At 63.2% G+C, this 20,630-nt stretch carries 22 protein-coding genes; 8 read left to right on the top strand and 14 right to left on the bottom strand.

Annotated elements, in window-relative coordinates:
* Positions 1 to 58: 58 nt before the first annotated feature.
* From dapC to G9U53_RS27370, 5 genes are all read right to left on the bottom strand, one after another.
* Entirely contained in the window at positions 59 to 1,162 is a 1,104-nt protein-coding gene (gene dapC / locus G9U53_RS27390; protein WP_064075826.1) for a succinyldiaminopimelate transaminase, read from the bottom strand.
* A gap of 5 nt (positions 1,163 to 1,167) precedes the next feature.
* On the bottom strand, positions 1,168 to 1,491 hold the full coding sequence (fdxA, locus tag G9U53_RS27385) for a ferredoxin (RefSeq protein ID WP_003945248.1): 324 nt from the start codon (positions 1,489 to 1,491) through the stop codon (positions 1,168 to 1,170).
* A 146-nt stretch (positions 1,492 to 1,637) separates the two neighbouring features.
* The gene (locus G9U53_RS27380; RefSeq protein ID WP_003945247.1) at positions 1,638 to 2,396 is read right to left on the bottom strand and encodes a hypothetical protein; all 759 of its coding nucleotides are present in this window, start codon (positions 2,394 to 2,396) and stop codon (positions 1,638 to 1,640) included.
* Positions 2,396 to 4,954 (bottom strand): bifunctional FO biosynthesis protein CofGH, encoded by a 2,559-nt coding sequence (locus G9U53_RS27375; protein ID WP_165639654.1) that lies wholly within the window; start codon positions 4,952 to 4,954, stop codon positions 2,396 to 2,398. The genes G9U53_RS27380 and G9U53_RS27375 overlap by 1 nt, the downstream gene beginning before the upstream one ends.
* 118 nt (positions 4,955 to 5,072) lie before the next feature.
* Positions 5,073 to 5,261, bottom strand: a complete 189-nt coding sequence (locus G9U53_RS27370) for a hypothetical protein (RefSeq protein ID WP_003945217.1) — start codon at positions 5,259 to 5,261, stop codon at positions 5,073 to 5,075.
* Positions 5,262 to 5,343: 82 nt separating this feature from the next.
* Between G9U53_RS27370 and G9U53_RS27365 the strand changes: the two genes are divergently transcribed.
* Positions 5,344 to 5,847, top strand: a complete 504-nt coding sequence (locus G9U53_RS27365; RefSeq protein WP_042926352.1) for a PH domain-containing protein — start codon at positions 5,344 to 5,346, stop codon at positions 5,845 to 5,847.
* Positions 5,844 to 7,415: a PH domain-containing protein gene (locus G9U53_RS27360; RefSeq protein WP_082931405.1), complete on the top strand. Its 1,572-nt coding sequence runs from the start codon at positions 5,844 to 5,846 to the stop codon at positions 7,413 to 7,415. The genes G9U53_RS27365 and G9U53_RS27360 overlap by 4 nt, the downstream gene beginning before the upstream one ends.
* Here the strand turns inward: G9U53_RS27360 and G9U53_RS27355 are convergent.
* The 6 genes from G9U53_RS27355 to typA all read right to left on the bottom strand — a co-directional run bounded on the left by G9U53_RS27355 (position 7,375) and on the right by typA (position 13,771).
* The gene (locus G9U53_RS27355) at positions 7,375 to 8,220 is read right to left on the bottom strand and encodes a uroporphyrinogen-III synthase (RefSeq protein ID WP_003945251.1); all 846 of its coding nucleotides are present in this window, start codon (positions 8,218 to 8,220) and stop codon (positions 7,375 to 7,377) included. The genes G9U53_RS27360 and G9U53_RS27355 overlap by 41 nt on opposite strands.
* Positions 8,221 to 8,271: 51 nt before the next feature.
* The gene (locus G9U53_RS27350) at positions 8,272 to 8,688 is read right to left on the bottom strand and encodes a hypothetical protein (protein WP_030536224.1); all 417 of its coding nucleotides are present in this window, start codon (positions 8,686 to 8,688) and stop codon (positions 8,272 to 8,274) included.
* A gap of 92 nt (positions 8,689 to 8,780) precedes the next feature.
* Positions 8,781 to 8,939, bottom strand: a complete 159-nt coding sequence (locus G9U53_RS27345; RefSeq protein ID WP_003945210.1) for a hypothetical protein — start codon at positions 8,937 to 8,939, stop codon at positions 8,781 to 8,783.
* Between the two features lie 107 nt (positions 8,940 to 9,046).
* Entirely contained in the window at positions 9,047 to 9,931 is an 885-nt protein-coding gene (gene mshB, locus G9U53_RS27340) for an N-acetyl-1-D-myo-inositol-2-amino-2-deoxy-alpha-D-glucopyranoside deacetylase (protein ID WP_165639631.1), read from the bottom strand.
* Positions 9,928 to 11,712, bottom strand: a complete 1,785-nt coding sequence (locus G9U53_RS27335; RefSeq protein WP_165639630.1) for an ABC transporter family substrate-binding protein — start codon at positions 11,710 to 11,712, stop codon at positions 9,928 to 9,930. The genes mshB and G9U53_RS27335 overlap by 4 nt, the downstream gene beginning before the upstream one ends.
* A gap of 151 nt (positions 11,713 to 11,863) precedes the next feature.
* Complete coding sequence (typA, locus tag G9U53_RS27330; protein ID WP_007726276.1) at positions 11,864 to 13,771, bottom strand: translational GTPase TypA; 1,908 nt, start codon at positions 13,769 to 13,771, stop codon at positions 11,864 to 11,866.
* A 324-nt stretch (positions 13,772 to 14,095) separates the two neighbouring features.
* Here typA and G9U53_RS27325 point away from each other — a divergent pair, with 324 nt between their 5' ends.
* Positions 14,096 to 14,272: a hypothetical protein gene (locus tag G9U53_RS27325; RefSeq protein ID WP_003945207.1), complete on the top strand. Its 177-nt coding sequence runs from the start codon at positions 14,096 to 14,098 to the stop codon at positions 14,270 to 14,272.
* Here G9U53_RS27325 and G9U53_RS27320 read toward each other — a convergent pair.
* Positions 14,250 to 14,675, bottom strand: a complete 426-nt coding sequence (locus G9U53_RS27320) for a (deoxy)nucleoside triphosphate pyrophosphohydrolase (protein ID WP_007726279.1) — start codon at positions 14,673 to 14,675, stop codon at positions 14,250 to 14,252. The genes G9U53_RS27325 and G9U53_RS27320 overlap by 23 nt on opposite strands.
* Before the next feature lie 16 nt (positions 14,676 to 14,691).
* Here G9U53_RS27320 and G9U53_RS27315 point away from each other — a divergent pair, with 16 nt between their 5' ends.
* The 3 genes from G9U53_RS27315 (at position 14,692) to G9U53_RS27305 (ending at position 16,486) form a co-directional block, all read left to right on the top strand.
* Complete coding sequence (locus tag G9U53_RS27315; protein WP_003945236.1) at positions 14,692 to 14,994, top strand: 4a-hydroxytetrahydrobiopterin dehydratase; 303 nt, start codon at positions 14,692 to 14,694, stop codon at positions 14,992 to 14,994.
* 271 nt (positions 14,995 to 15,265) lie between these two features.
* Positions 15,266 to 16,009, top strand: a complete 744-nt coding sequence (locus tag G9U53_RS27310; protein WP_003945233.1) for a hypothetical protein — start codon at positions 15,266 to 15,268, stop codon at positions 16,007 to 16,009.
* A gap of 78 nt (positions 16,010 to 16,087) precedes the next feature.
* Entirely contained in the window at positions 16,088 to 16,486 is a 399-nt protein-coding gene (locus G9U53_RS27305; RefSeq protein WP_042448789.1) for a hypothetical protein, read from the top strand.
* On the opposite strand, the gene G9U53_RS27300 is transcribed toward G9U53_RS27305, so the two are convergent.
* A complete protein-coding gene (locus tag G9U53_RS27300; RefSeq protein WP_003945257.1) occupies positions 16,477 to 16,935 on the bottom strand; it encodes a MarR family winged helix-turn-helix transcriptional regulator in 459 nt (152 codons plus the stop codon). The two genes, G9U53_RS27305 and G9U53_RS27300, sit on opposite strands and share 10 nt — an antisense overlap.
* An 85-nt stretch (positions 16,936 to 17,020) precedes the next feature.
* Between G9U53_RS27300 and G9U53_RS27295 the strand changes: the two genes are divergently transcribed.
* Both G9U53_RS27295 and G9U53_RS27290 read left to right on the top strand, forming a co-directional pair.
* Positions 17,021 to 18,451 (top strand): MFS transporter, encoded by a 1,431-nt coding sequence (locus tag G9U53_RS27295; protein WP_054188751.1) that lies wholly within the window; start codon positions 17,021 to 17,023, stop codon positions 18,449 to 18,451.
* Positions 18,452 to 18,686: 235 nt separating this feature from the next.
* Positions 18,687 to 19,187, top strand: coding sequence for a nuclear transport factor 2 family protein (locus tag G9U53_RS27290; protein WP_003945197.1), 501 nt, complete (start codon positions 18,687 to 18,689; stop codon positions 19,185 to 19,187).
* Here the strand turns inward: G9U53_RS27290 and G9U53_RS27285 are convergent.
* A complete protein-coding gene (locus tag G9U53_RS27285; RefSeq protein ID WP_003945204.1) occupies positions 19,174 to 19,956 on the bottom strand; it encodes a DUF1906 domain-containing protein in 783 nt (260 codons plus the stop codon). The genes G9U53_RS27290 and G9U53_RS27285 overlap by 14 nt on opposite strands.
* Between the last annotated feature and the right edge of the window lie 674 nt (positions 19,957 to 20,630).

Genomic DNA, 20,630 nt, shown 5'->3' with positions numbered 1-20,630 from the left:
ACCTTACATCGGACCGATACCGACATCAGGGAACCTGACACCTGGGAAAGCACACGATTCAGGCGGAGAGGCGCTTTGCTGCCGCGGCGATTCGTTCGTCTGTTGCAGTGAGCGCGATCCGCACGTGCTTGCTCCCGCTCGGTCCGTAGAACTCACCGGGGGCAATGAGGATCCCACGATCGGCGAACCAACTGACCGTCGCTCGACATTCCTCGCCGCGCGTCGCCCAGAGGTACAGACCTGCCTCGGAATTGTCGACGGTGAATCCGGCGCCTCGAACAGCTTCGATCAACACACTACGACGCTCGCGGTACCGCTCGCGCTGGATGTTCTCGTGTTGGTCGTCGCCCAAGGCTGCGGTCATCGCCGCCTGGATCGGTAGCGGCAGGATCATGCCCGCATGCTTGCGCACCTCGAGCAGTTCCGTCACCAGAGCCGGATCACCGGTGACGAACCCGGCGCGATAGCTCGCGAGATTGGACGTCTTCGAAAGTGAGTGGACCGCAAGCAAACCGGTCAGATCACCGTCGTTGACACGAGGATCGAGAATGGAGAGCGCATCGGCTTCCCACGTCAATCCGAGGTAGCACTCGTCGGAGACGACGATGGCGCCGCGCTCGCGCGCCCAGGCCACGACCTTCTGCAAGTGCTCGAGGCCGAGCACCTTGCCGGTGGGATTCGAGGGCGAGTTCACGAAGATCATCGCCGCCGACTCGGGACCGAGCTTGTTCAAGCCGTCGGCGCGCAGGACGCGAGCACCTGCCAGTTTCGCTGCGACCTCGTATGTCGGGTACGCCAACTCCGGAATGACCACCAGATCGCCGGCTCCGAGACCGAGCAATTTCGGCAGCCACGCGATCATTTCCTTGGTACCGATGGCCGGCAGCACCGCTGCCGGATCGACGTCGGGAATGTTGTAGCGGCGATCCAGTGACTCCGCCACGGCCTCGCGAAGCGCGAGCGTGCCATGAGTCGTCGGGTATCCGGGCACCTCGGCAACAGAGGCCAGAGCCTCCTGAATCACCGGGTCCACCGGATCCACCGGCGTCCCCACGGACAGGTTCACGATGCCGTCGGGATGAGAGTGCGCCTTCGCCGTGACATCGGCGAGCGAATCCCACGGAAAATCAGGAAGCCCAGCGGCCACCGGAGTACGAGACAAGATCTCTATTCCTCACCCATGGGAGGCAGCGCCTTGATGAACGGCGTGTCGTAGTCGACCTTGCCGAGCTTGGCCGCTCCACCCGGTGAGCCGAGATCGTCGAAGAAATCGACGTTGGTGCTGATGTACGCGTTCCACTGGTCCGGGACGTCGTCTTCGTAGAAGATGGCTTCGACGGGACAGACAGGCTCACACGCGCCGCAGTCGACACACTCGTCGGGGTGGATGTAAAGCATGCGTCCACCCTCGTAGATGCAGTCGACAGGGCATTCTTCGATGCACGCCTTGTCCATCACATCTACACACGGTTCAGCAATCGTGTAGGTCACTGCCGATCTCCCTGCCTTCCTGTCGTGCATCGCCGCCGCAACACGCAGTTGCAAGGGGCCGAAAATCCGATACGACTCTCACGTACCGCGGGAACAGCCTATTATCCCCCTGCCGACCGACTCTGAGCAGGCGGGGGTAACACATTTCAGCCTACTGCGGTGATGTTCCTCGACCGAATCGCGATCCACTTCTCCCCCAGAGCGGCCGCGCGTACCAGTGCGCCCCGCTCACCGAGGTAATCCGCCACGACGCCGACCACCGGAATCTTGCCGATGATCTCGTACGGTTTTGTCCGAGACGGCCGCTTGTGCAACTCGTCCGTGATGGCACGAAAAGTCTTGGACGTGCGCCACAACGTTCCGATGAGCGCGAACGGGCGCCAGGTCTCGTCGGCGCCGCCGGCTGATTTCTCGGCGAAGTCCTCTCCGGTGAGAAGCTCTCGAGACTTCGTCTCACGCCGGCACAGCACCGACGCCAGGAGGTCCACCTGCTGATCCCGTTCGGTCACTCCGTGTTCACGGGCAACCGCAACGAGCACAACGGCCTGATTCGCGAAGGCCAGCAGGTCCTGGATCGGCAACCGATTGAGGAGGACGCCGAAGATGCCGGGGAACGCCACGGCAACGGTGTTGAGTGCACCCAACCGGGTCGTCCACCACTTCGAGCGCTGCTCGTCGGTCATCACCGACCACGCCGCCGTCCCGGGGAACTTGACGACGTCGAGGACCCAAGCGGCCGCGTCCAACACCATCGCAGCAGCGTTTCGCTCGGGATCGGTCGGCTCGAACGTCCGACGCTTGATACCGAGCGGATCGCTGTAGGCGAGGTCGAGAACCGGGTTGATCCCCCACACCGCTCGATCGAGAACCTCGACGACCTTGCGGTCCCCCAGTACGTCAGCCATCAGGCAATCGCTCCTTCGCGTCGTGCATGTGTGGTGGTTCGTTCGCGTGCCGGACGTCCGATTCCCTCGGCGATGGCGCGCAGTTCTGCGACGGTCTTCTCGGAACCGTGTTCGGAGCCGGCCATCCGCGAGATCGTCTCCTCCATCAGCGTTCCGCCGAGGTCGTTGGCGCCGCCGTTGAGCATCATCTGCGTTCCGGTGATGCCAAGTTTGACCCAGCTGGTCTGGATATTGGGTATGCGGCCGTGCAGCATGATGCGTGCCAACGCGTGTGCAGCGCGGTTGTCCCGATTGGTCGGCCCTGGCCGGGAAGCGCCCGCCAGGTACAGGGGCGCGCTCTGGTGAACGAACGGCAGCAGCACGAACTCCGTGAATCCGCCTGTACGGTCCTGGATTCCGCGAAGAACGTTCAGGTGCCCGACCCAATGGTGCGGCTGATCGACATGCCCGTACATCATCGTCGAACTCGACCGCAGCCCCACCTCGTGCGCCGTGGTGACCACTTCGATCCATTCCGCCGTCGGCAGTTTGCCCTTGGTGAGGATCCAGCGCACCTCGTCGTCGAGGATCTCCGCTGCCGTACCGGGAATGGTGTCCAGGCCCGCCTCACGAAGGGCCGTCAGCCAATCCCTGACGCTCTCACCACTGCGCGATGCACCGTTCACGATCTCCATCGGAGAGAACGCGTGGACGTGCATCGACGGCACGCGCTTCTTGACGGCCCGGACCAGGTCGGCGTAACCGGTGACGGGAAGTTCCGGATCGATACCGCCCTGCATGCACACCTCGGTTGCGCCGGCGACGTGCGCTTCCCACGCACGGTCGGCGACCTGCTCTGCCGACAGCGTGAACGCGTCGGCGTCACCCTTGCGCTGCGCGAACGCACAGAATCGGCAGCCCGTGTAGCAGATGTTGGTGAAGTTGATGTTCCGGTTCACCACGTAGGTGACGTCCTCGCCGACGGCATCCTTGCGCAGCGCATCCGCCAGTGCCACAACGGCTTCCAGGCCCGGGCCCTCCGCCGTGGCAAGGGCCAGGTACTCGTCGTCGGAACATCCGGCCGGGTCGCGTTCGGCACTGCGGAGCGCAGCCAGCAGATCGGTGTCGACGCGAATCGGAGCACTGAGTTCGAGGACCTGTTCGCGCACGGTCTCCCAGTCGCCGAACGCACTGCCCAGGTCACTGCGGGTCTCGGTGTTGCGCCCGTCCGTGTCGATCTCGGTATTGAGATCGACGCGTCCGCTCGATTCCCACGACTCGTCCGGTTCCTGCCACGGCCGGCCCACCGGCTTGGTGTCGGGCAGGGCGAGGCCGGTCTTGGGATCCGCCAGCGCTTGCACGTGACCCGCAATACGCGGATCGATCCACGGAGCCCCGGCCAGGACATATGCCGGCTGAGCCGCAGTGCGTTCGGTCAGCGTGAAGCCGCCCTCGGCGCTGATCTCGGCCAAGGTCTCGAGATTCGGCCAGGGACGCTCGGGGTTGACGTGATCGGGGGTCAACGGTGATACCCCGCCCCAGTCGTCGACGCCTGCGCCGAGCAGCGCGAGGCACTCGCTGTTCGAGACGAGATTCGGCGGACTCTGAATCCGCATCGTCGGCCCGAGCAACAGGCGTGCGACGGCGATGGCCGCGAGAAACTCGTCGAGTCCCGCATCAGGCGTATTGCGCATCGCGGTATCAGGCTTGGCCAGGAAGTTCTGAATGATCACTTCCTGGATGTGGCCGAACGCCTTCTGCGACTTGCGTATCGCCATGATCGACTCGGCACGTTCGAGGAAGTTCTCCCCGATGCCCACAAGAATTCCCGTGGTGAAGGGGATGTTCAGTCGGCCTGCGTCGGTCAGGGTGCGTAGCCGAACCGCCGGGTCCTTGTCCGGGCTGCCGTAGTGGCACTCACCCTTGTCGGTGAACAGCCGGGTAGCGGTCGTCTCGAGCATCATGCCCATCGACGGCGCAACGGGCTTGAGCCGCGAGAGTTCCTGCCAGCTCATCACACCGGGATTGAGGTGTGGGAGCAGGCCTGTCTCCTCGAGTACCCGGATCGACATCGCTCGCACGTAGTCGAGGGTGGAGTCGTAGCCGCGTTCGTCCAGCCATTGCTTGGCTTCCGGCCAGCGAGCCTCGGGGCGATCCCCCAGCGTGAACAACGCTTCCTTGCAGCCCAATTCGGCGCCTGCCCGGGCAATGTCCAAAACCTCGTCCGGTTCCAGGAACATGCCGTGCCCAGCGGCACGCAGCTTCCCCGGCACCGTGACGAATGTGCAGTAGTGGCACTTGTCCTGGCACAGACGGGTCAGCGGAATGAAAACTTTCCGCGAATACGTCACGGTGTTCGGCCGACCCGCTGCCAGCAGACCGGCATCGCGAACCTTGGCCGCCGAAGAACACAGATCGGTCAGATCGGTTCCCCGTGCCTGCAGCAGCGTTGCCGCCTCGTCGACGTTCAGGGTCGCTCCGTCGCGTGCACGACGGAGAACTCGCCGCATCGCCGACGCTGACGGGCCGGGCGACGGACTGGACGAGGCGGACGCGGAAATACCTGGCATCGGAAGCATGGTGGGTTTGCCGGAGTCATCACCAGTTCGGTTCACCTAGCGATCATGCGCCATGTGGGACGACTAGTGCCACCCGGTGCCAGAAGTAGGAGGCCTCACCGCCCCGACACCGCCTCGATCACGACGGCCGGTAGTCGTCGTCGACCGCAACCTCGACTCGTTGATCCACCACGTCAGCCACTGGCGCGTCGAGCGGAATGTCGGTCAGATCGGGTTCTTCAGGGGCGTTCGGATCTACGGGTGTCGATTGTTCGAGCGCATCTGATTCCGGAGCCTCCGGGTCGAATGTCGCATCTTGTTCGGTCATCACGTGCTCCCTTCGCGGTCGCCACACTCCACGATAGGGCCGATGTCGACAGATCGCCCCTCACTCGACCAAAGTAGTGCCCATGACTGCGCCGCAACCGCTGACCATGGCCGACCCGTTATGGCGACCCAGCACCAAAGCCCCGAGGCTGTGGGCAATCACTGCCTCACTGTTCTGGGTACCCGTCATCGTCGCCGAAATCGTCTGTGCCGTCTTGGTGCCCGGAATCCCGTCCTGGGTGGTCGGCACCGTATTCGCAGTCACCGTACTCTTCGCTGCCACCTACATTCTGATGGTCCCGGCGTGGCGGTATCGGGTCCACCGATGGGAGATCAGTGACACCGCGGTATACACCCGCACCGGCTGGTTCACCCAGGAGCGACGCATCGCACCGATCTCGCGCGTGCAGACCGTGGACACCGAGCGCGGACCGATCGACCGCATGTTGGGTCTGGCAACCGTCACGGTCACGACAGCGTCGTCGGCCGGGGCCGTGAAGATCTCCGCACTCGACCAGGAAGTCGCCGACCGCACGGTGGCTCAACTGACGGAGATCGCGGGTACCAACGTCGGAGACGCGACGTGAACGAGAAACAGTTGGGCGACCCGACCGCGATCGAGATCCCGGTAGAGGCGGAAACGGCAGCTGCCGAGGCCGCGGAAGAGGAACAGCCCTGGCTCCGCCTCGACCGACGCATGCTTCTGGTCCACCCCGTCAACGAAGTCGTCAAACTGCTCCCGGTCCTACTCGTCTCCGTAGTTCTCGGCAGCCAATCCGGAAACCACTGGTGGGGACTCGGCGTCGTCACTCTGCTCGTCATCTTCGGTTTGTTGCGGTATTTCACCACCACGTACCGAATCGGACCCGTCCACGTTCAACTGCGCACCGGGGTCTTCCAGAAAAAGCTGCTCTCCGTCCCGCGTAGCCGCATCCGATCCGTCGACGTCGAGGCCGGGGTCATGCACCGGTTGCTCGGACTGTCGATCGTGCGCATCGGTACCGGCCAGCGCGCCGGGAGCGGCCACGATTCGAACAAGTTCGAGCTCAACGCCCTGTCGACCGCCCTGGTTCCGGACCTACGCGCCGCACTGTTGGCCGGCGCCCAGCAAGCACGGCGACTGGAAACCCCGGGCACGCCGGTCGAAAGCATCACCGAACCGGTCGACACCGAAATCGGTCACTGGGAACCGAGTTGGGTTCGCTACGCCCCCTTTTCGTTCACCGGAATCGCCATCATCGCAGCCATCATCGGCATCTCGTTCCAATACGGCATCGGCACTGCCGTCGCGAAATCCTCGGCAGTGAGCGACAGCTTCGACTCACTCGAGAGCCTCGGCATCGCACTGATGGTCGTCATCGCACTCGTCGTGCTGCTGGTGCTGTCGAGTGCACTCGCCTGCGTCCAGTACCTGATCGCGTTCGGCAACATGAAACTCACCGACAACGGCCGCATCCTGCATGTCAGTCACGGCCTGTTGAAGACTCGGCAAACCACACTCGACCGCGCCCGCCTCCGTGGCACGACGCTCAAGGAACCGCTCCTGCTGCGATTGGCCCGCGGCGCGCGGCTCGACGCCATCATGACCGGGGTCAGCGCCGAGAAGAAGGAATCTTCGCTACTGCTCCCACAGGGACCACGCAGGGAAGCCGAGCGAGTGATGGCCACCGTGATCGGTGACTCACGCCAGGCGTCCGCCCCGCTGATCCCGCACGGCCCGGCCGCGCGGCGGCGCCGGTACACCCGAGCACTGTTCCTCGCCGCGGTGGCGTTCCTGGTCTGTGTGGCGTGCGCGGCTTCTGGACTCGATGTACCGATCTACGCGTGGTTCGGGGTCGCCGTACTCGCCATCGGTGGCACCGCCCTCGCCTACGACCGATACAACGGCCTCGGCCACGCAGTACTACCCGGATGGTTGATCACCCGAAACGGCTCGCTCGATCGCCAGCGTCACAGTCTCGAATCCGAAGGTGTCATCGGATGGACGGTGCGCGAGACGTTCTTCCAACGACGCGCGGGAGTGGCAACCGTCGTCGCCGCGACGCCCGCCGGCACCGGAAGCTACGAGGTGATCGATCTCCCCGCCGAGAACGCGTGGGCATTGATCGAAGCCGTCACTCCGGGCGGTGGCGACGTGTGGGCAGGTCGTCGATGATGAGCCGCGCCAGCGAACCGAGACGCGATCGCTCCGGCTGGATGGTCGGAACACCGAGGAGTTCCAGCGGGGCGGCCGTCACCGGTCCGACGCAGTAGGTCGGTACCGGTCCGCGCATCGCTGCGACGAACCGCTCCAGCTCGCCCATTTCTTTTGCCGTGCTGAGCATCGAGGAGACCGCGGGGGCACTGGTGAAGGTCAGCGCGTCGATCGCACCGGAACGAACTGCAGCGACCAACGCGCGGACCGGCGACTGATCCGGCGGCCGGATCCACCGATAGACCGATACCGGAGTGACAACCGCGCCGATGTCGGCGAGGGAGGCGCTCAGGTCCGTCAACGGCTCCCATTCGGTGATGGTGCCGTGCAACTGGACTGCGATGCGCAAGCCTGCCACTCCCTCGCTTCCGAGATGTGCCAGAACTTCCTCGGACGACTCACCCGAAGGCGACCATTCCTCGCGCAGTCCGGCGCCTCGGATGGCACCCGTCGCCTTGGGGCCGCGGGCGATGATGCGCGTGTGGGCGAGAGCCCCGAGGAACTCCTCGGTCAAACCCCACGAGGCGACGGCGTCGAGCCAACCCCTGAAGCCGATCCCGGTACTGATCACGACCAATTCCGGAGGATCGGCAATCAAAGCGGACGTCTGAGTCCTCAGGTCTCGATCGTCCACCAAGGGCAGCACATGGATCACCGGTGTCCGCACGATCTCCGCGCCTCGACGTTCGAGGAGCGTCGCAAATTCTTCGACACGCCGTTCTGCGGTCAAGGCGATAGTCGCACCCGCCAAATCATGTTCAGCCACAGGCTGAGTGTCCCTTATGCACGGGTCAGTTTCCTACGCGCGCGCCGAGAACTATTGCGAGCTGAGGGTGGCGAGTCTGTTGATCGCCACCTTGAAGAGGAAAACGGCGGCCGGAGCGATCGCACCGACCAGCAGCAGGAAGGTCAGAGGGGACGAAAGCACGAGTACGTCGCCGCCGGGGCCGCCCACCATGCACACCAAGAACCCGACGATCCAACCGGCGAGCGGCAATGCGGCCCTACCCGGCGTCGTAACCGTGCGGGCGGCGATCACCAATACGAGGTTCGCGGTCGCGGCTACGAGAATGCTGATGGGAAATGCCGTCGTACCGAGATGAGTCGGCAAGAACAGGACGGACAACACCGCGCACAAGAATCCGTCGAAAATCAGGACGCCGAGGATGACAGGGTCGAGCCACGACAGCGACGTTCCTGTCGAGGCGTCCGTGTTGTTCTCGACGGTCGTCATGGTTTTGATAGTGGTCTATCGGTCGTCATCGCGCGAGCGCGGGGTCCCTCCCGACAAGCACCCCGGCTCGCGCCCGAAAAGCACGAAGCTGATCAGGGAACCGGTGGGAACCCGAGCAGAGTCAGCAAATGACTCTGCTGATCTGCGAATGCGTAGAGCGACCCGTAATACAAGTCGTGGTAATAACCAGCCATCGGACGCAACGAATCGACGAAGGCGACGATCTGGTTCTGCAGGTCCCAGTTGTACATTTCTTCAGCCCCCAGGCTTTGCTGTTACCGAAAGGACCACCCATCCGGTGACACGCATCACACACCACTACGGCGTCGATCGCAATGCCTGTGAGCCGACGCCCAGGTCAGCTGTGCAGCCCGCCGAACAGATCGCGCTCGCGGCCGTCCTCACCCACCGGACCGAGCGCGCCGGTGGCCAATACGAAATGCTCGACCGTCAGGATCGGTTGGACCACGTTGTTCGACAATGCGAACTCGGCTCGGCTCGGGGCTACCGTCACCTGAGTGGCGTGGGCGCTCAATGCCCTCGCCTTCGCATCGATGACGCCTCGAACGTCGATTGCCGTCGTCACGTCTGTGTCCTCGACGCTCGGCAATTCCCCGGGCTCGGGCAGACGCCAGTTCTCCGGGAACTCGGAAATCGCCGCGATGCCGCGTTCGAGTCCGCTGCGCTCGGTCACGGTCCAGTAGAACTTCGGAGTCGACCACGGCTCGCCGGTCTCGGGATACGCGGTCGTTCCTGCAGCTTCGACGGCCGCTGTCGTGATCGCGTGCGCCTGGATGTGATCCGGGTGCCCGTAGCCGCCGTTGGGGTCGTACGTGATCACGACGTGCGGCCGAATCTCACGAATGACGGCGACCACCGCGCCGACTGCTTCGTCGAGTCGAGCATTGACAAAAGCACGGGGATTGGCGGCCGAAGGTGTGCCGATCATTCCGGAGTCGCGATACCGACCGGCACCGGCGAGGAAGCGAGGAGCGGCACTGCCCAAAGCCGACAAAGCAGCGCTCAGTTCCGCGATCCGGTAGCCACCGAGTTGATCGGCCTCGGAAGCCACGAGCCCGGCCCACGCATCACCGATCACTTCGCCTTCCTCCCCCAACGTGCAGGTGAGGACTGTGACCTCGACGCCTTCGGACGCGTATCGCGCGATGGTGCCACCGGTGGTGATCGTTTCGTCGTCCGGATGTGCGTGTACCAACAGAAGTCGCTTCGCCGACGCGGTCACTTTTCCACCCTCACCCAGTCCGTAGCGTTTCCGAATATCCCCACCTGCACCGGCCCGTCGAGGACCACGCCCTCGACTCCGGTCCCGACCGCGACCAGCGCTCGGCTCTGCACGATCGGCAAAACCGCCGCAAGATCCCACAGCTTGGGTTCCGCATCGGCGATCAACGACCCCAGATCCCCGATGCCACTGAGCGCTTCGTCGATCCGACCTTGCAACGCCGGATCACACAGCCCGGACAGGTTGCTCGGAGCCTCGACGCTTGTCGTTCGGATGGGCTCCGGTGTCTGCGACGGCGTCGGTGCGGGCACTGCCGAACTTGTTGCCAGAGTGGAAGGTGCGCTCGGGCAACTGAACCGCGAGGCCAGCGAAGTGGCCGTGTCGGCGCCTGCCCGGCTCCAACCGACGATCATGTCGACGCGTCCTGTCGTCAGGTCCTCGCCGTAGAGTTCCTCCGGCGCCACCGATTCGACGGTCGCCAGGATTCCCACGTCACGCAATTCGTCGGCAGCGGTGTTTGCCACGGCGATCGCGATGTCGTCGTTTTCGGGAGCGCCGATCAGCAGTGTCAACTGGGCGCCGTCACGGACGATCGATCCGACCGTTCCAGTGCCCGTGACGATTCCGGTGGGCGGTGCCGTCAGGTAGCCGGCTGCGGTCAGCTCGCCCAGTGCTTGCTCCCTGGTCGGTTTCGGCGGCGCGGTGGGCGCATATCCCGGATCCGACGGAGCGAGAATCTGAGCTTGCACCGGGGCCGACGCCGATTCACTCCCTGCCGCCACCACGGCGAGCAGGTCCGGATCGAGCAGTCCCAGAACACCTTTACGCACCCGAACATCCGCGAAGTTCTTGCTTCGCCCGTTCACGTTGATGTCGAGAGTGCGCGGAACGTAGGAGAACGCCGTCCTGACACCCGGGATTGCAGACAGCTGAATATCCGTGGCACTACCCGAATGAACCTGCGCCACTTGGGCATCGTCGGTACGCAGCGCATCCGCCAACTGCGCAGCCGTTCCTCCGCGTCGCAGAACTATCTGATCCGGGTCTGAAGGCTTGCCCCAGAATCGGTCGTTGCGTTCGAGCACGATTTCGTCCCGGCCGCGGTCGACCGAGCGCACGTGAAAGTGGGCTCCCGACACCGGAATCCCCTCACTCAGGCCGGTGCTGAAACCGCCGGGAGTGTCCTTGATCAGGTGGGACGGAAGAATATCGGTGAACAACTCTCGCCATGCCGGATACGGCGCACGCATCACGACGTTGACCGTTTTGCCGCCGCCGGACGAGTTCACGTCGTCGATCATCTGATAGCCCGCGGGATTGACCACACCGGGAACCGAGATCATCTGCTGCCACAGGTAGCGAAAGTCTTCTGCCGCAATGGGAGCGCCGTCCGACCATTGGGCTTCGTTGCGCAGTTGGTAGCGAATCGTGAACGGGGCCTCCGACGTCACTTCAGCGGAAACGAGGAAAGAATCGTCGATCGCCCACTCCGTCGCGCCAGGTTGTGTGGGCGAATTGATCGGGCGAAACGCACTGGGCAATACGAGGTTGCCGACTGCGGAGTTGACCGGCGACTGATCCGCGAGCAGGTGCGGGTTGAATCCGCCTCCCACCTCGTCGATTGCCACAGTGACCTGCTTCATCGCCGGAATGACCGGAGTCGGTGTGGGCTTGACGGTTTCGGTGCTCTCGACCGGAGGCGGCGGATCGGCTGTACATGCAGTCAGTGACAACGCCGTCACTGCCACTGCCAACGCCAGGTAGCGACGTCCTGAGGCCACAGACAATTCCTTCCGTACGGGGCCGCGTCGCCCCTTTGCACTCGATTCCCTGGCAGATCTTTCGCCTGGAAACCATGAAGGCGAATGTACCTTTCCGCCGAAAACTCGGCTGAAAGGCACATCCGCCTGTCAGGTTGTAACCGACGAAAGACTACAGAGCAGCCTTGTCGCGTGCCTTACTACGTGAACGCTCGCGAGCGCGCTCGGTTGCGTTGAGGTGCACCTTGCGGACGCGAACGTCCTCCGGGGTGACCTCGACGCACTCGTCGCTGGAGCAGAACTCCATCGCTGCTTCGAGTTCGAGCTTGATCGGCTTTGCGAGGGTCTCCATCACGTCTGCGGACGACTGACGCATGTTGGTCAGCTTCTTCTCGCGGGTGACGTTGATGTCGAGGTCTTCCTGACGCGGGTTGATACCGACGACGTGTCCCTCGTAGGTGTCTGCGCCGGGCTCGACGAAGAAGGTTCCACGGTCGGCCAACTGGATCATGGCGAACGGCGTCACCGTGCCGGAGCGGTCCGAGACGAGCGAGCCGGTGTGGCGCGCACGGATCTCGCCGGCCCACGGGCCGTATCCGTCGAACACGGCGTTGGCGATACCGGTTCCGCGGGTTTCCGTGAGGAAGTCCGTGCGGAAGCCGATGAGGCCACGCGAAGGAACGATGAACTCCATGCGAACCCAGCCTGCGCCGTGGTTCGACATCTGGACCATCTTGCCCTTGCGGTTGGCCAGGAGCTGCGTGATGGCGCCGAGGTACTCCTCGGGGCTGTCGATGGTCAGCTCTTCGAAAGGCTCGTGAACCTTGCCGTCGACGAGCTGCGTGACAACCTGCGGCTTACCGACGGTGAGTTCGAACCCTTCACGACGCATCTGCTCGACGAGGATGGCGAGCGCGAGCTCTCCACGACCCTGGACCTCCCACGCATCGGGGCGACCGATGTCGAGGACCTTGAGCGAGACGTTACCGACGAGCTCCTGGTCCAGGCGGGACTTGACCATGCGTGCAGTCAGCTTGTGACCCTTGACGCGACCGACGAGCGGTGACGTGTTGGTGCCGATAGTGACCGAGATTGCCGGCTGGTCGACGGTGATGCGGGGCAGTGCGACCGGGTTCTCCAGATCGGCGAGGGTGTCGCCGATCATGATGTCCGGGAATCCTGCGACGGCGCAGATGTCGCCGGCGACGGCGACCTCACCGGGAACGCGCTCGACACCGATGGTCGTGAGGAGTTCGGTGATCTTGGTCTTCGTGACGACGGGCTCGCCGTCGACCTCGCGGCACCAGGACACGGTCTGGCCCTTGCGCAGCTCGCCGTTGTGGATGCGAACGAGTGCGAGGCGACCGAGGAATGCGGATGCGTCGAGGTTGGTGACGTGAGCCTGCAGCGGTGCGTCGACCGAGCCCTTCGGCGCGGGGACGTACTCCATCAGCACCTGGAAGAGTGCGGTGAGGTCCTCGGCGTCGGGAGCCTTGCCGTTCTCGGGCTGCACGGTCGATGCCTTGCCTTCGCGACCGGACGCGTAGAGGACGGGAAGTTCGAGTGCGAGCTCAGCGGCTTCGGCGGCCTCGTCGGACAGGTCCGATGCGAGGTCGAGGAGCAGGTCCTGAGCCTCGGTGACAACCTCTTCGATGCGGGCGTCGGGGCGGTCCGTCTTGTTGACGACCAGGATGACGGGCAGCGAAGCGGCGAGTGCCTTGCGCAGCACGAAACGCGTCTGCGGCAGGGGTCCCTCGGAAGCATCGACGAGCAGGACGACGCCGTCGACCATGGACAGGCCGCGCTCGACCTCGCCACCGAAGTCGGCGTGGCCGGGGGTGTCGATGACGTTGATGACGGTGATGGAACCGTCTTCGTTGACCTTATGTACTGCGGTGTTCTTCGCGAGAATGGTGATGCCCTTCTCGCGTTCGAGGTCGCCGGAGTCCATAACGCGATCGACCAGCTCGGCGCGCTCCTCGAACGCGCCGGACTGACGAAGCATGGCGTCGACGAGGGTGGTCTTGCCGTGGTCGACGTGTGCGACGATGGCAACGTTACGGAAGCTGGTGATGGTCACGCGATGGCTCTCCTGGCTGAGTTGATTCGGCCACGCGAAAGTCAAGTCGCACGGCTCTTCTGGTGGCCGCTGCACGAGTGTGTGATCCGAATCAGGGCACGAATCGCCTGAGAAGGCACCGCGGCCTAGTAAATACTACTCGCTCCGGGCTGATACTCCTGCATTGTGCGGCCTCTATCACCGCCCCCACCAGCGAATAGTGATCTGCACCACGCCGATGCGCGTAGGATTACGACCTGGAGAAACAGGTCATTTAAGGGTACGCTAACCTCGTTCCAAGAGCGGGCTCTCCGCCGTAGTGAAACAGGAAAGCCGCAGCGTCACATGGGAAAAGTCAAGGCAAGCAAGGTCTCGCAGCTCAAGCCGAAGAAGAAGTGCTGCCGCAAGAAGACGCGGTGCATCAAGTGTCCCGTCGTCATCATGCGGATGAAGAAGCTCGAGAACGAGGGCGCATCCAAGAAGGAACTGAAAGCGGGTCTCAAGAAGGCTCGTGCGGCGTAAGCGCGCTCAATTCCGCGAGTAACTCGGGGATCCAGGCTCGATCGTTGTCCACCAGATCCATCGACAACAGTTCTTCGGCGTCGACCCATGTCAATTGAGCATGGTCGAGCGCGACCGGTTCTCCCGACACCAACTCCGCCCGGTAGGCCCGCAGGACCAACCCCGGCGACAGTGGCACGTCGACACCGATTCTGGCGCCGCATCTCACCTCGACCGCCAGTTCCTCGAGCAGCTCCCGCGCCAACGCGTTCTGTGGCGATTCGAATTCTTCGACCTTCCCGCCCGGCAGCTCCCAACGACCGGCCAAAGCCGGCGGACTCGTCCGCTGCGCGAGGAGCAGCCTTCCCTCGCGGAAGATCGCACCGGCGACAACTTCCCGATCCCTTGCAGGTGCATCACTCATCGCACCATGATGGAGTATGGCCACTTTGTTGTCCGACTCCGCGATCCAAAACGCTCTCGACGAACTGCCCGCCTGGCAACTGTCGCCAGGGTCGATCACTCGCACGGTCGACTCCGCGACATTCCCGGACGCCATCGCGCTTCTTCAACGCATCGCGGCAGTCGCCGAGGCCGCGGATCATCATCCCGACATCGACGTTCGCTGGCGAAAGGTCACGTACACGCTTTCGACACACTCGGCGGGCGGTCTCACGGAACTGGACTTCGACCTTGCCCGTCGAATTGACGTACTCGTCGACGATTCGGTCCGTTTCGACTGATCTTCGAGTGAACAAACCTCGCAATCTGACGTAACAGTTGCATCAACTTTCACATAGATCACTTCAGTCACAGGTATGGTCGCCGTAAATCACGATCGAGGCCGGTCATGCCATAGACTCCCCCCGGTGCGTAGCTGCTCAGCAACTGAACAGCTGTACAACCCGGGGGCTCTGTACATAGAGTGACCCCTCGAGCCGTCAAACGCGGAGCTCGCCTAGGCGCCCGCGCGGTATGACTAAGGATGGGGAAACAGTGCTTCGAACCCGAGGTATGCGAAAGGCGTTCACCGCCGTCGCTATTGCCGCAGTAGCAGGACTGGCATTGCCGGCACAGGCAATGGCCGATCCGGCAGCACCGCCCGCACCCGAAAGTGTGCCGATCGAGTTCCTCGCATCGTTTGCGCCCGCCATCATCGGCGCCGCCGCAGGTCCGGCCGATGTTGCAGGCGGACCGCAGCAAGCGTTGCTCGACCAGGCTCGCGCGATCCTGAACTCCCCCGGCATTCCGCCCGAGATCAAGGCCACCCTCGAGAAGGTCATCACCTTCCTCGACGGCAGCGGCGGCGGCGGACCGGCGATCCCGGACGAGAACGCCCCCGTCATCGCGCAGTTCCTCTACCCGACGCTTGGCAAGGGCTGCATCTCGGCCACCGCCGATTCGGTCGGAACTGCACTTGCCGTTCCCGGCCCGGCTCACCTGCCTCCTCCCGGTCCCGCTGCCGGTCAGGCCGGATTCGTCTTCACCGCTCTCGGTACGGCTCCCGCCGTCGACGACCAGCCGGTGCCGATGACCGTCACCTGGGTCAACATCGACAACCAGCGCAGCGCCACCCAGAACTTGACCAACGCCGCACGCATCAACCCGGACGGCCCAGCCACTCTGTCGGCTATCGCCGATACCGGCCCCGGACGCGTTCTCTCGGTGATCAGCGGTTCGCTGACCACCCAGCCGGAAGGCGCAGATCGCATCACCTGCAGCTTCCTTCCGACCGTGGGCATGTTCGCGGTAGCTTGATCGAAGTCTTGTGAAAGGGACCCACCGAATTTCGGTGGGTCCCTTTTACATCTCCGATCACCGTGATAGACCCGATAGATGGGACATCTACGAGTGGACATCACGCACGGTCGTCCAGAGAAGAAATCCGGCCCAGACCAGTCGATACGGTCACACAAGTCGACGCGATCGATACTGTCCATCCGATCCGAGGGGTCCATTCTCTCGATCGGATCGGCGTACTCGATCCTGTCGATCGGTAGCGTCGGCTCTTTTCTTTCGATCGGAAGCATCGGGTCTACGGCGTCGGTCCTGAGTTCGGGCTCGTTCGCCAGTCTCGGGTCCGCGCTGTCCGGTCTCTCACGTTGGTCACTGCTCTCCTGGCGTGGAAATCATGCAGCCCCCGAAGAGCACCCGAAACTTGTTGTCATTGCGCCGGAATCGGATTCGAGCGATCCGGACCGCTCACTACGATCCGTCTCGCACTCTCAGACCTGATTCGGTCGCGGCCATTCGCGGCCTTCCAGCGCTTCGACCGAGGTATTGAATTGCCGCAGTAGGTCACCGAGCGCGAGACGCTGCTCCGGCGTCCACTCGCGGAGGACCTTTTCGACACCGGCTGTCGAATGTTCGCGATCAGCACGAAGTTTCGACAGCCCCTGCGCCGTCGGCCGGACCTTTCGCGCGAGCCCTCCGTCCGGATCCTCCACTCGCTCCACCAAGCCCTGACGCCTCAGCGCGCCGATCTGCCGGTTGATGGTGGAGATGTCGAGCGAGAAAGCGCAGGAGAGTTCCTTGAGGCTCATGGGATGTTGCAATTCCAGTCGACCGAGCAGTAGATACGCCGACCGGTCCAGATGAAGTTCGGCCCGTTGTGCGAGCGCGTGGTAACGCGAGAGCAGAGTCAACTCGTACTCGATATTCACCAGATCAGGGTCCCGGTCCATCCTCATATTGTGCAGACTACACACGATGTGTAGCGTGCACACTGGGGCGAACGCACCAATCAGAACACGCCATGGCGGGAGCCGCATGTCCGTTCACGCAGGGTCGTCCAATGTCGACGAGAAAATCCCCGACACGAACTACGCATCCTCGGGTCCAGTGCTCACCGTTCTAGGACTGTGCGGAATCGTCGTCGCCTTGATGCAGACGCTGGTAGTCCCCATCATTCCGCAATTGCCGCACCTGTTGAACTCCACTCCCGCCGACACCTCGTGGGCGGTCACCGCAACACTCCTCGCCGCCGCGGTGATCACGCCGATCAGCGGGCGCCTCGGCGACATGTTCGGCAAGAAACGAATGCTGCTGGTCAGTCTCGCGATGGTCGTTCTGGGCTCGGCCATCTGCGCGATCGCACCTTCACTGATCGTGCTCGTTGTCGGCCGTGCACTTCAAGGAGCATCGGTCGGGGCAATTCCATTGGGCATAGCCATCATTCGTGACGTTCTTCCACCGAAGAAAGTGGCCGGCGCGATGGCGGTCATGAGCGCCACCCTCGGCGTCGGCGGTGCGATCGGACTGCCGATCGCCGCGGTGATCGCCCAGAATGCCAACTGGCACTTCCTCTTCGTCACATCGGCAGCGTTCGGGCTGATCTGCATCGCACTGGTTGCGTTCGTCATTCCCGAATCGACCGTACGACGCCCGGGACGTTTCGACTTCGTCGGTGCGCTCGGCCTCACCGTTGGTCTGATCACCCTGTTACTCCCCATCACCAAGGGCGGAACCTGGGGATGGGGCGACGCGAAAACCCTGGGGCTCCTTGCGGTTTCCGCGCTCAGCTTCCTGGTGTGGGGATGGTGGGAACTTCGACGCAACGCACCGCTGGTGGACCTCCGCGTATCGGCCCGGCCGCAAGTTCTCTTCACCAACTTCGCGTCGATCGCCGTCGGTTTTGCCATGTACGGCAATTCCCTGACGCTCCCCCAACTGCTCATGGCACCGACGTCCACCGGTTACGGACTCGGACTGTCCATGGTTGCAGCGGGGCTCGCACTGGCCCCCGGCGGACTCGTCATGATGGCGCTCTCGCCCGTCTCCGCTCGAATTTCGGCTTGGCGCGGCCCGCGAATCACGTTGATGCTCGGCGCCCTCGTCATCGGATTGGGTTACGCCTTCGCATATTTCACGGTGTCGAGCGTCTGGCAGGTCGCCGTGGCCGGAATGTTCATCGGAGCGGGCGTCGGGCTCTCGTACTCGGCCATGCCGGCCTTGATCATGGGCGCAGTCCCCATCACGGAATCTGCAGCCGCGAACGGACTGAACTCACTGATGCGATCGATCGGCACGTCGACGTCTGCCGCGATCGTGAGCGTCGTCCTGGCCGGAATGACCATCACCGTCGGCACCGCAGTGATCCCCTCGTTCGAGGCGTTTCGTGCCACGTTCCTGATCTCCATCGCCGCCGCCGTCGTGACGATGGTGTTCGCCGGGTTGATTCCCAAACAGAAAGTCTCGTAAGGGAATCAGCCCGGCGGAGGACTCACTTCTCCGAAGAGCCTTCGATGCTGCCCGTCTGCAACTTCGACAGAAGTGTGTAGATGAAATTGATGATGATATCCACGTGGTGCCCTCTCACATAACGGGTCCCCGACCCGCCAACGACGGTACCGCAGAACTCTTCTCCATCGAATCGCCGACAATCAATTCTGCAACGTGTTCTAATTTGAGGCGACGACTACCCGAGGAGCCTTTCATGACCTGGACACGCACCGAACTCGAAGACGCCTTCGCGGGTTACCAGAACACCGTTGTCGAGTGCACTCGTTCCGGCGATTGGAACGCCTTCGCGGACATGTTCACCGAGGACGTCGTCTACGTGGAACACGCTTTCGGCACCCTCAATGGCCGAGAGGCCGTACGCAAGTGGGTTACTCGCACGATGACGGAGTTCCCGGGGCACCGCATGACCGAATTTCCAGCCAACTGGTTCGTGGTCGACGAGCAGCGCGGATGGATCGTGTGCGAGATCGACAACCCGATGGAGGATCCGGGTGACGGATCCAAGCACGGAGCCGCCAACATCACGATCCTGCATTACGCCGGCAACGGACTGTGGTCTCGCGAAGAAGACGCCTACAACCCGATGAACTTCCTGTCGATGGCAAAAGCATGGTGCCTCGCCGCGGATGCGGCGGGCACCCTCCCCGATGACGCCAAGGCCTGGCTCGCCAAATTCGGCGCTATGGTGCGATAGATCCTGTCGGCAACGAGGATCCGACCGGCTGGGCCGGACCGACCGCACCGGCCAACGACCACTGCCCGTAGTCCCGAGTGAGGATCGAGTTCAGATCCACGCCGACGCCGTCGACCTTGCGCTTGTCGATCTCGAACTGATGCAGGTTTGCCCGCGGGTGCACATACCCTGCGGGCGAGCCCCAGTTGTGCTGCCAGAACCAGGTTCCGACGCCGGCACTGATCATTGCGTCGATCACGCGCGTGTTTCCGTAGACGCCGAGCGCTCCGTTGCCGACAACCGAGGCCCACCCCTCGAGGTACGGCGCGATCAGCGTAGTGATTTCAGTAGTGGTCGGGTTGTCGTCGATCGACGCGTAGATCGGCCGACCGGACGGCCCACCAGCCGCCGCATGTAGTTCGAGGCCACGGGCAGCATGACGCTTGCCCGCTTCGCGGGCCCCGCGCCAGTCCGCCGTTCCGCCCTTGCCGAATTGATAGCAAGAAACGACTTGAAGTCCGGCCGCAGTCAACGCGTCGGTTTCCCGCGCCAGTACGGGCTTGCCGACCATCCAATCGGCGCCCGGGCGCCTGTCCGAAACGTATCGAATGGCGCCCGCATACCCGGCGGCCTTTATCGCCTGAGCGGACGGCACACCGGCGGCGTAATCGAGCAGGGTCCCGAGCGAACCGGCATTGGCCACCGACGTCGTACCGCTCAATGCAGCGAGTCCGGCAGCCGCCGATCCAGCCGCTGCGTACTTGAAGAGGTTTCTTCGCGAGACGTGCACAAAGCTCCGATCATCGGCGTGTCCCGCTCGAAGTGGCGGGCAGGCAAGCTATCTTCTTTCGCTCGCATTCCACCACAGTCACATCATCCCCGCCATGCACTTGGCCAACATGAGCCACATTTGCGACAAATGGGCTCGGTGCCCACTCCACCGCGCAGCTCGATGAAACAGAGAAGTGCCCCCGCGCCACAGGCTCGGGGGCACTTCTTGCTCTGCGGGACTTACTCTGCCGACAGGCCTTCAACGCTTCCGGAGATGAAGTCGAGGAATCCGAAGAGGTCAGCGAAAGCGCCGAGGAAGTCTGAGATGTCGCCGAAACCGATAGTAGGCATTGATATTGCTCCTGTCAGTGATGAACTGTCCGTGATGGCGGGCCACTGGCTGGCTGCCGGGGCTAACACTAGAGCCCTTCCGTTACTTTTACGACACCAAATGTGTCCGGGACGTTACATTTCAGGCCCGCTCGACTGACCTCATATCCACAGGTAACAACCAGTCACGGTGAACAATTTGTCACCATATTGCGCATTCCTGACAAAATTCGAACATGGTTCCCGAGAGCAGTTATCGTGCAGCATCACCGCTGTACCGGTGCTGCAAGAACAGAGGGCTCGACTTCCCCACCCTGAGAGATTCGCCGTCAAAGTCTCTTACTTGCGAATCGGTGCCAAATC

The sequence above is a fragment of the Rhodococcus sp. D-46 genome, from assembly GCF_011290655.1.
In the GTDB taxonomy this organism is placed as follows: Bacteria; Actinomycetota; Actinomycetes; order Mycobacteriales; family Mycobacteriaceae; genus Rhodococcus_F; species Rhodococcus_F qingshengii.
The sequence above is the reverse complement of the archived record's forward strand: the minus strand, read 5'-3'. Positions and strand labels throughout refer to the sequence as shown.

Bases quoted from the DNA above. Each gene is read 5' to 3' on its own strand.
- G9U53_RS27375 (WP_165639654.1), bottom strand. From the start codon at position 4,954: ATGCTTCCGATGCCAGGTATTTCCGCGTCCGCCTCGTCCAGTCCGTCG.
- G9U53_RS27370 (WP_003945217.1), bottom strand. From the start codon at position 5,261: ATGACCGAACAAGATGCGACATTCGACCCGGAGGCTCCGGAATCAGAT.
- G9U53_RS27325 (WP_003945207.1), top strand. From the start codon at position 14,096: ATGGGAAAAGTCAAGGCAAGCAAGGTCTCGCAGCTCAAGCCGAAGAAG.
- G9U53_RS27350 (WP_030536224.1), bottom strand. From the start codon at position 8,688: ATGACGACCGTCGAGAACAACACGGACGCCTCGACAGGAACGTCGCTG.
- G9U53_RS27320 (WP_007726279.1), bottom strand. From the start codon at position 14,675: ATGAGTGATGCACCTGCAAGGGATCGGGAAGTTGTCGCCGGTGCGATC.
- G9U53_RS27380 (WP_003945247.1), bottom strand. From the start codon at position 2,396: ATGGCTGACGTACTGGGGGACCGCAAGGTCGTCGAGGTTCTCGATCGA.
- G9U53_RS27315 (WP_003945236.1), top strand. From the start codon at position 14,692: ATGGCCACTTTGTTGTCCGACTCCGCGATCCAAAACGCTCTCGACGAA.
- G9U53_RS27345 (WP_003945210.1), bottom strand. From the start codon at position 8,939: ATGTACAACTGGGACCTGCAGAACCAGATCGTCGCCTTCGTCGATTCG.
- G9U53_RS27295 (WP_054188751.1), top strand. From the start codon at position 17,021: ATGTCCGTTCACGCAGGGTCGTCCAATGTCGACGAGAAAATCCCCGAC.
- G9U53_RS27290 (WP_003945197.1), top strand. From the start codon at position 18,687: ATGACCTGGACACGCACCGAACTCGAAGACGCCTTCGCGGGTTACCAG.
- G9U53_RS27365 (WP_042926352.1), top strand. From the start codon at position 5,344: ATGACTGCGCCGCAACCGCTGACCATGGCCGACCCGTTATGGCGACCC.
- G9U53_RS27310 (WP_003945233.1), top strand. From the start codon at position 15,266: ATGCGAAAGGCGTTCACCGCCGTCGCTATTGCCGCAGTAGCAGGACTG.
- G9U53_RS27305 (WP_042448789.1), top strand. From the start codon at position 16,088: ATGGGACATCTACGAGTGGACATCACGCACGGTCGTCCAGAGAAGAAA.
- G9U53_RS27300 (WP_003945257.1), bottom strand. From the start codon at position 16,935: ATGGACCGGGACCCTGATCTGGTGAATATCGAGTACGAGTTGACTCTG.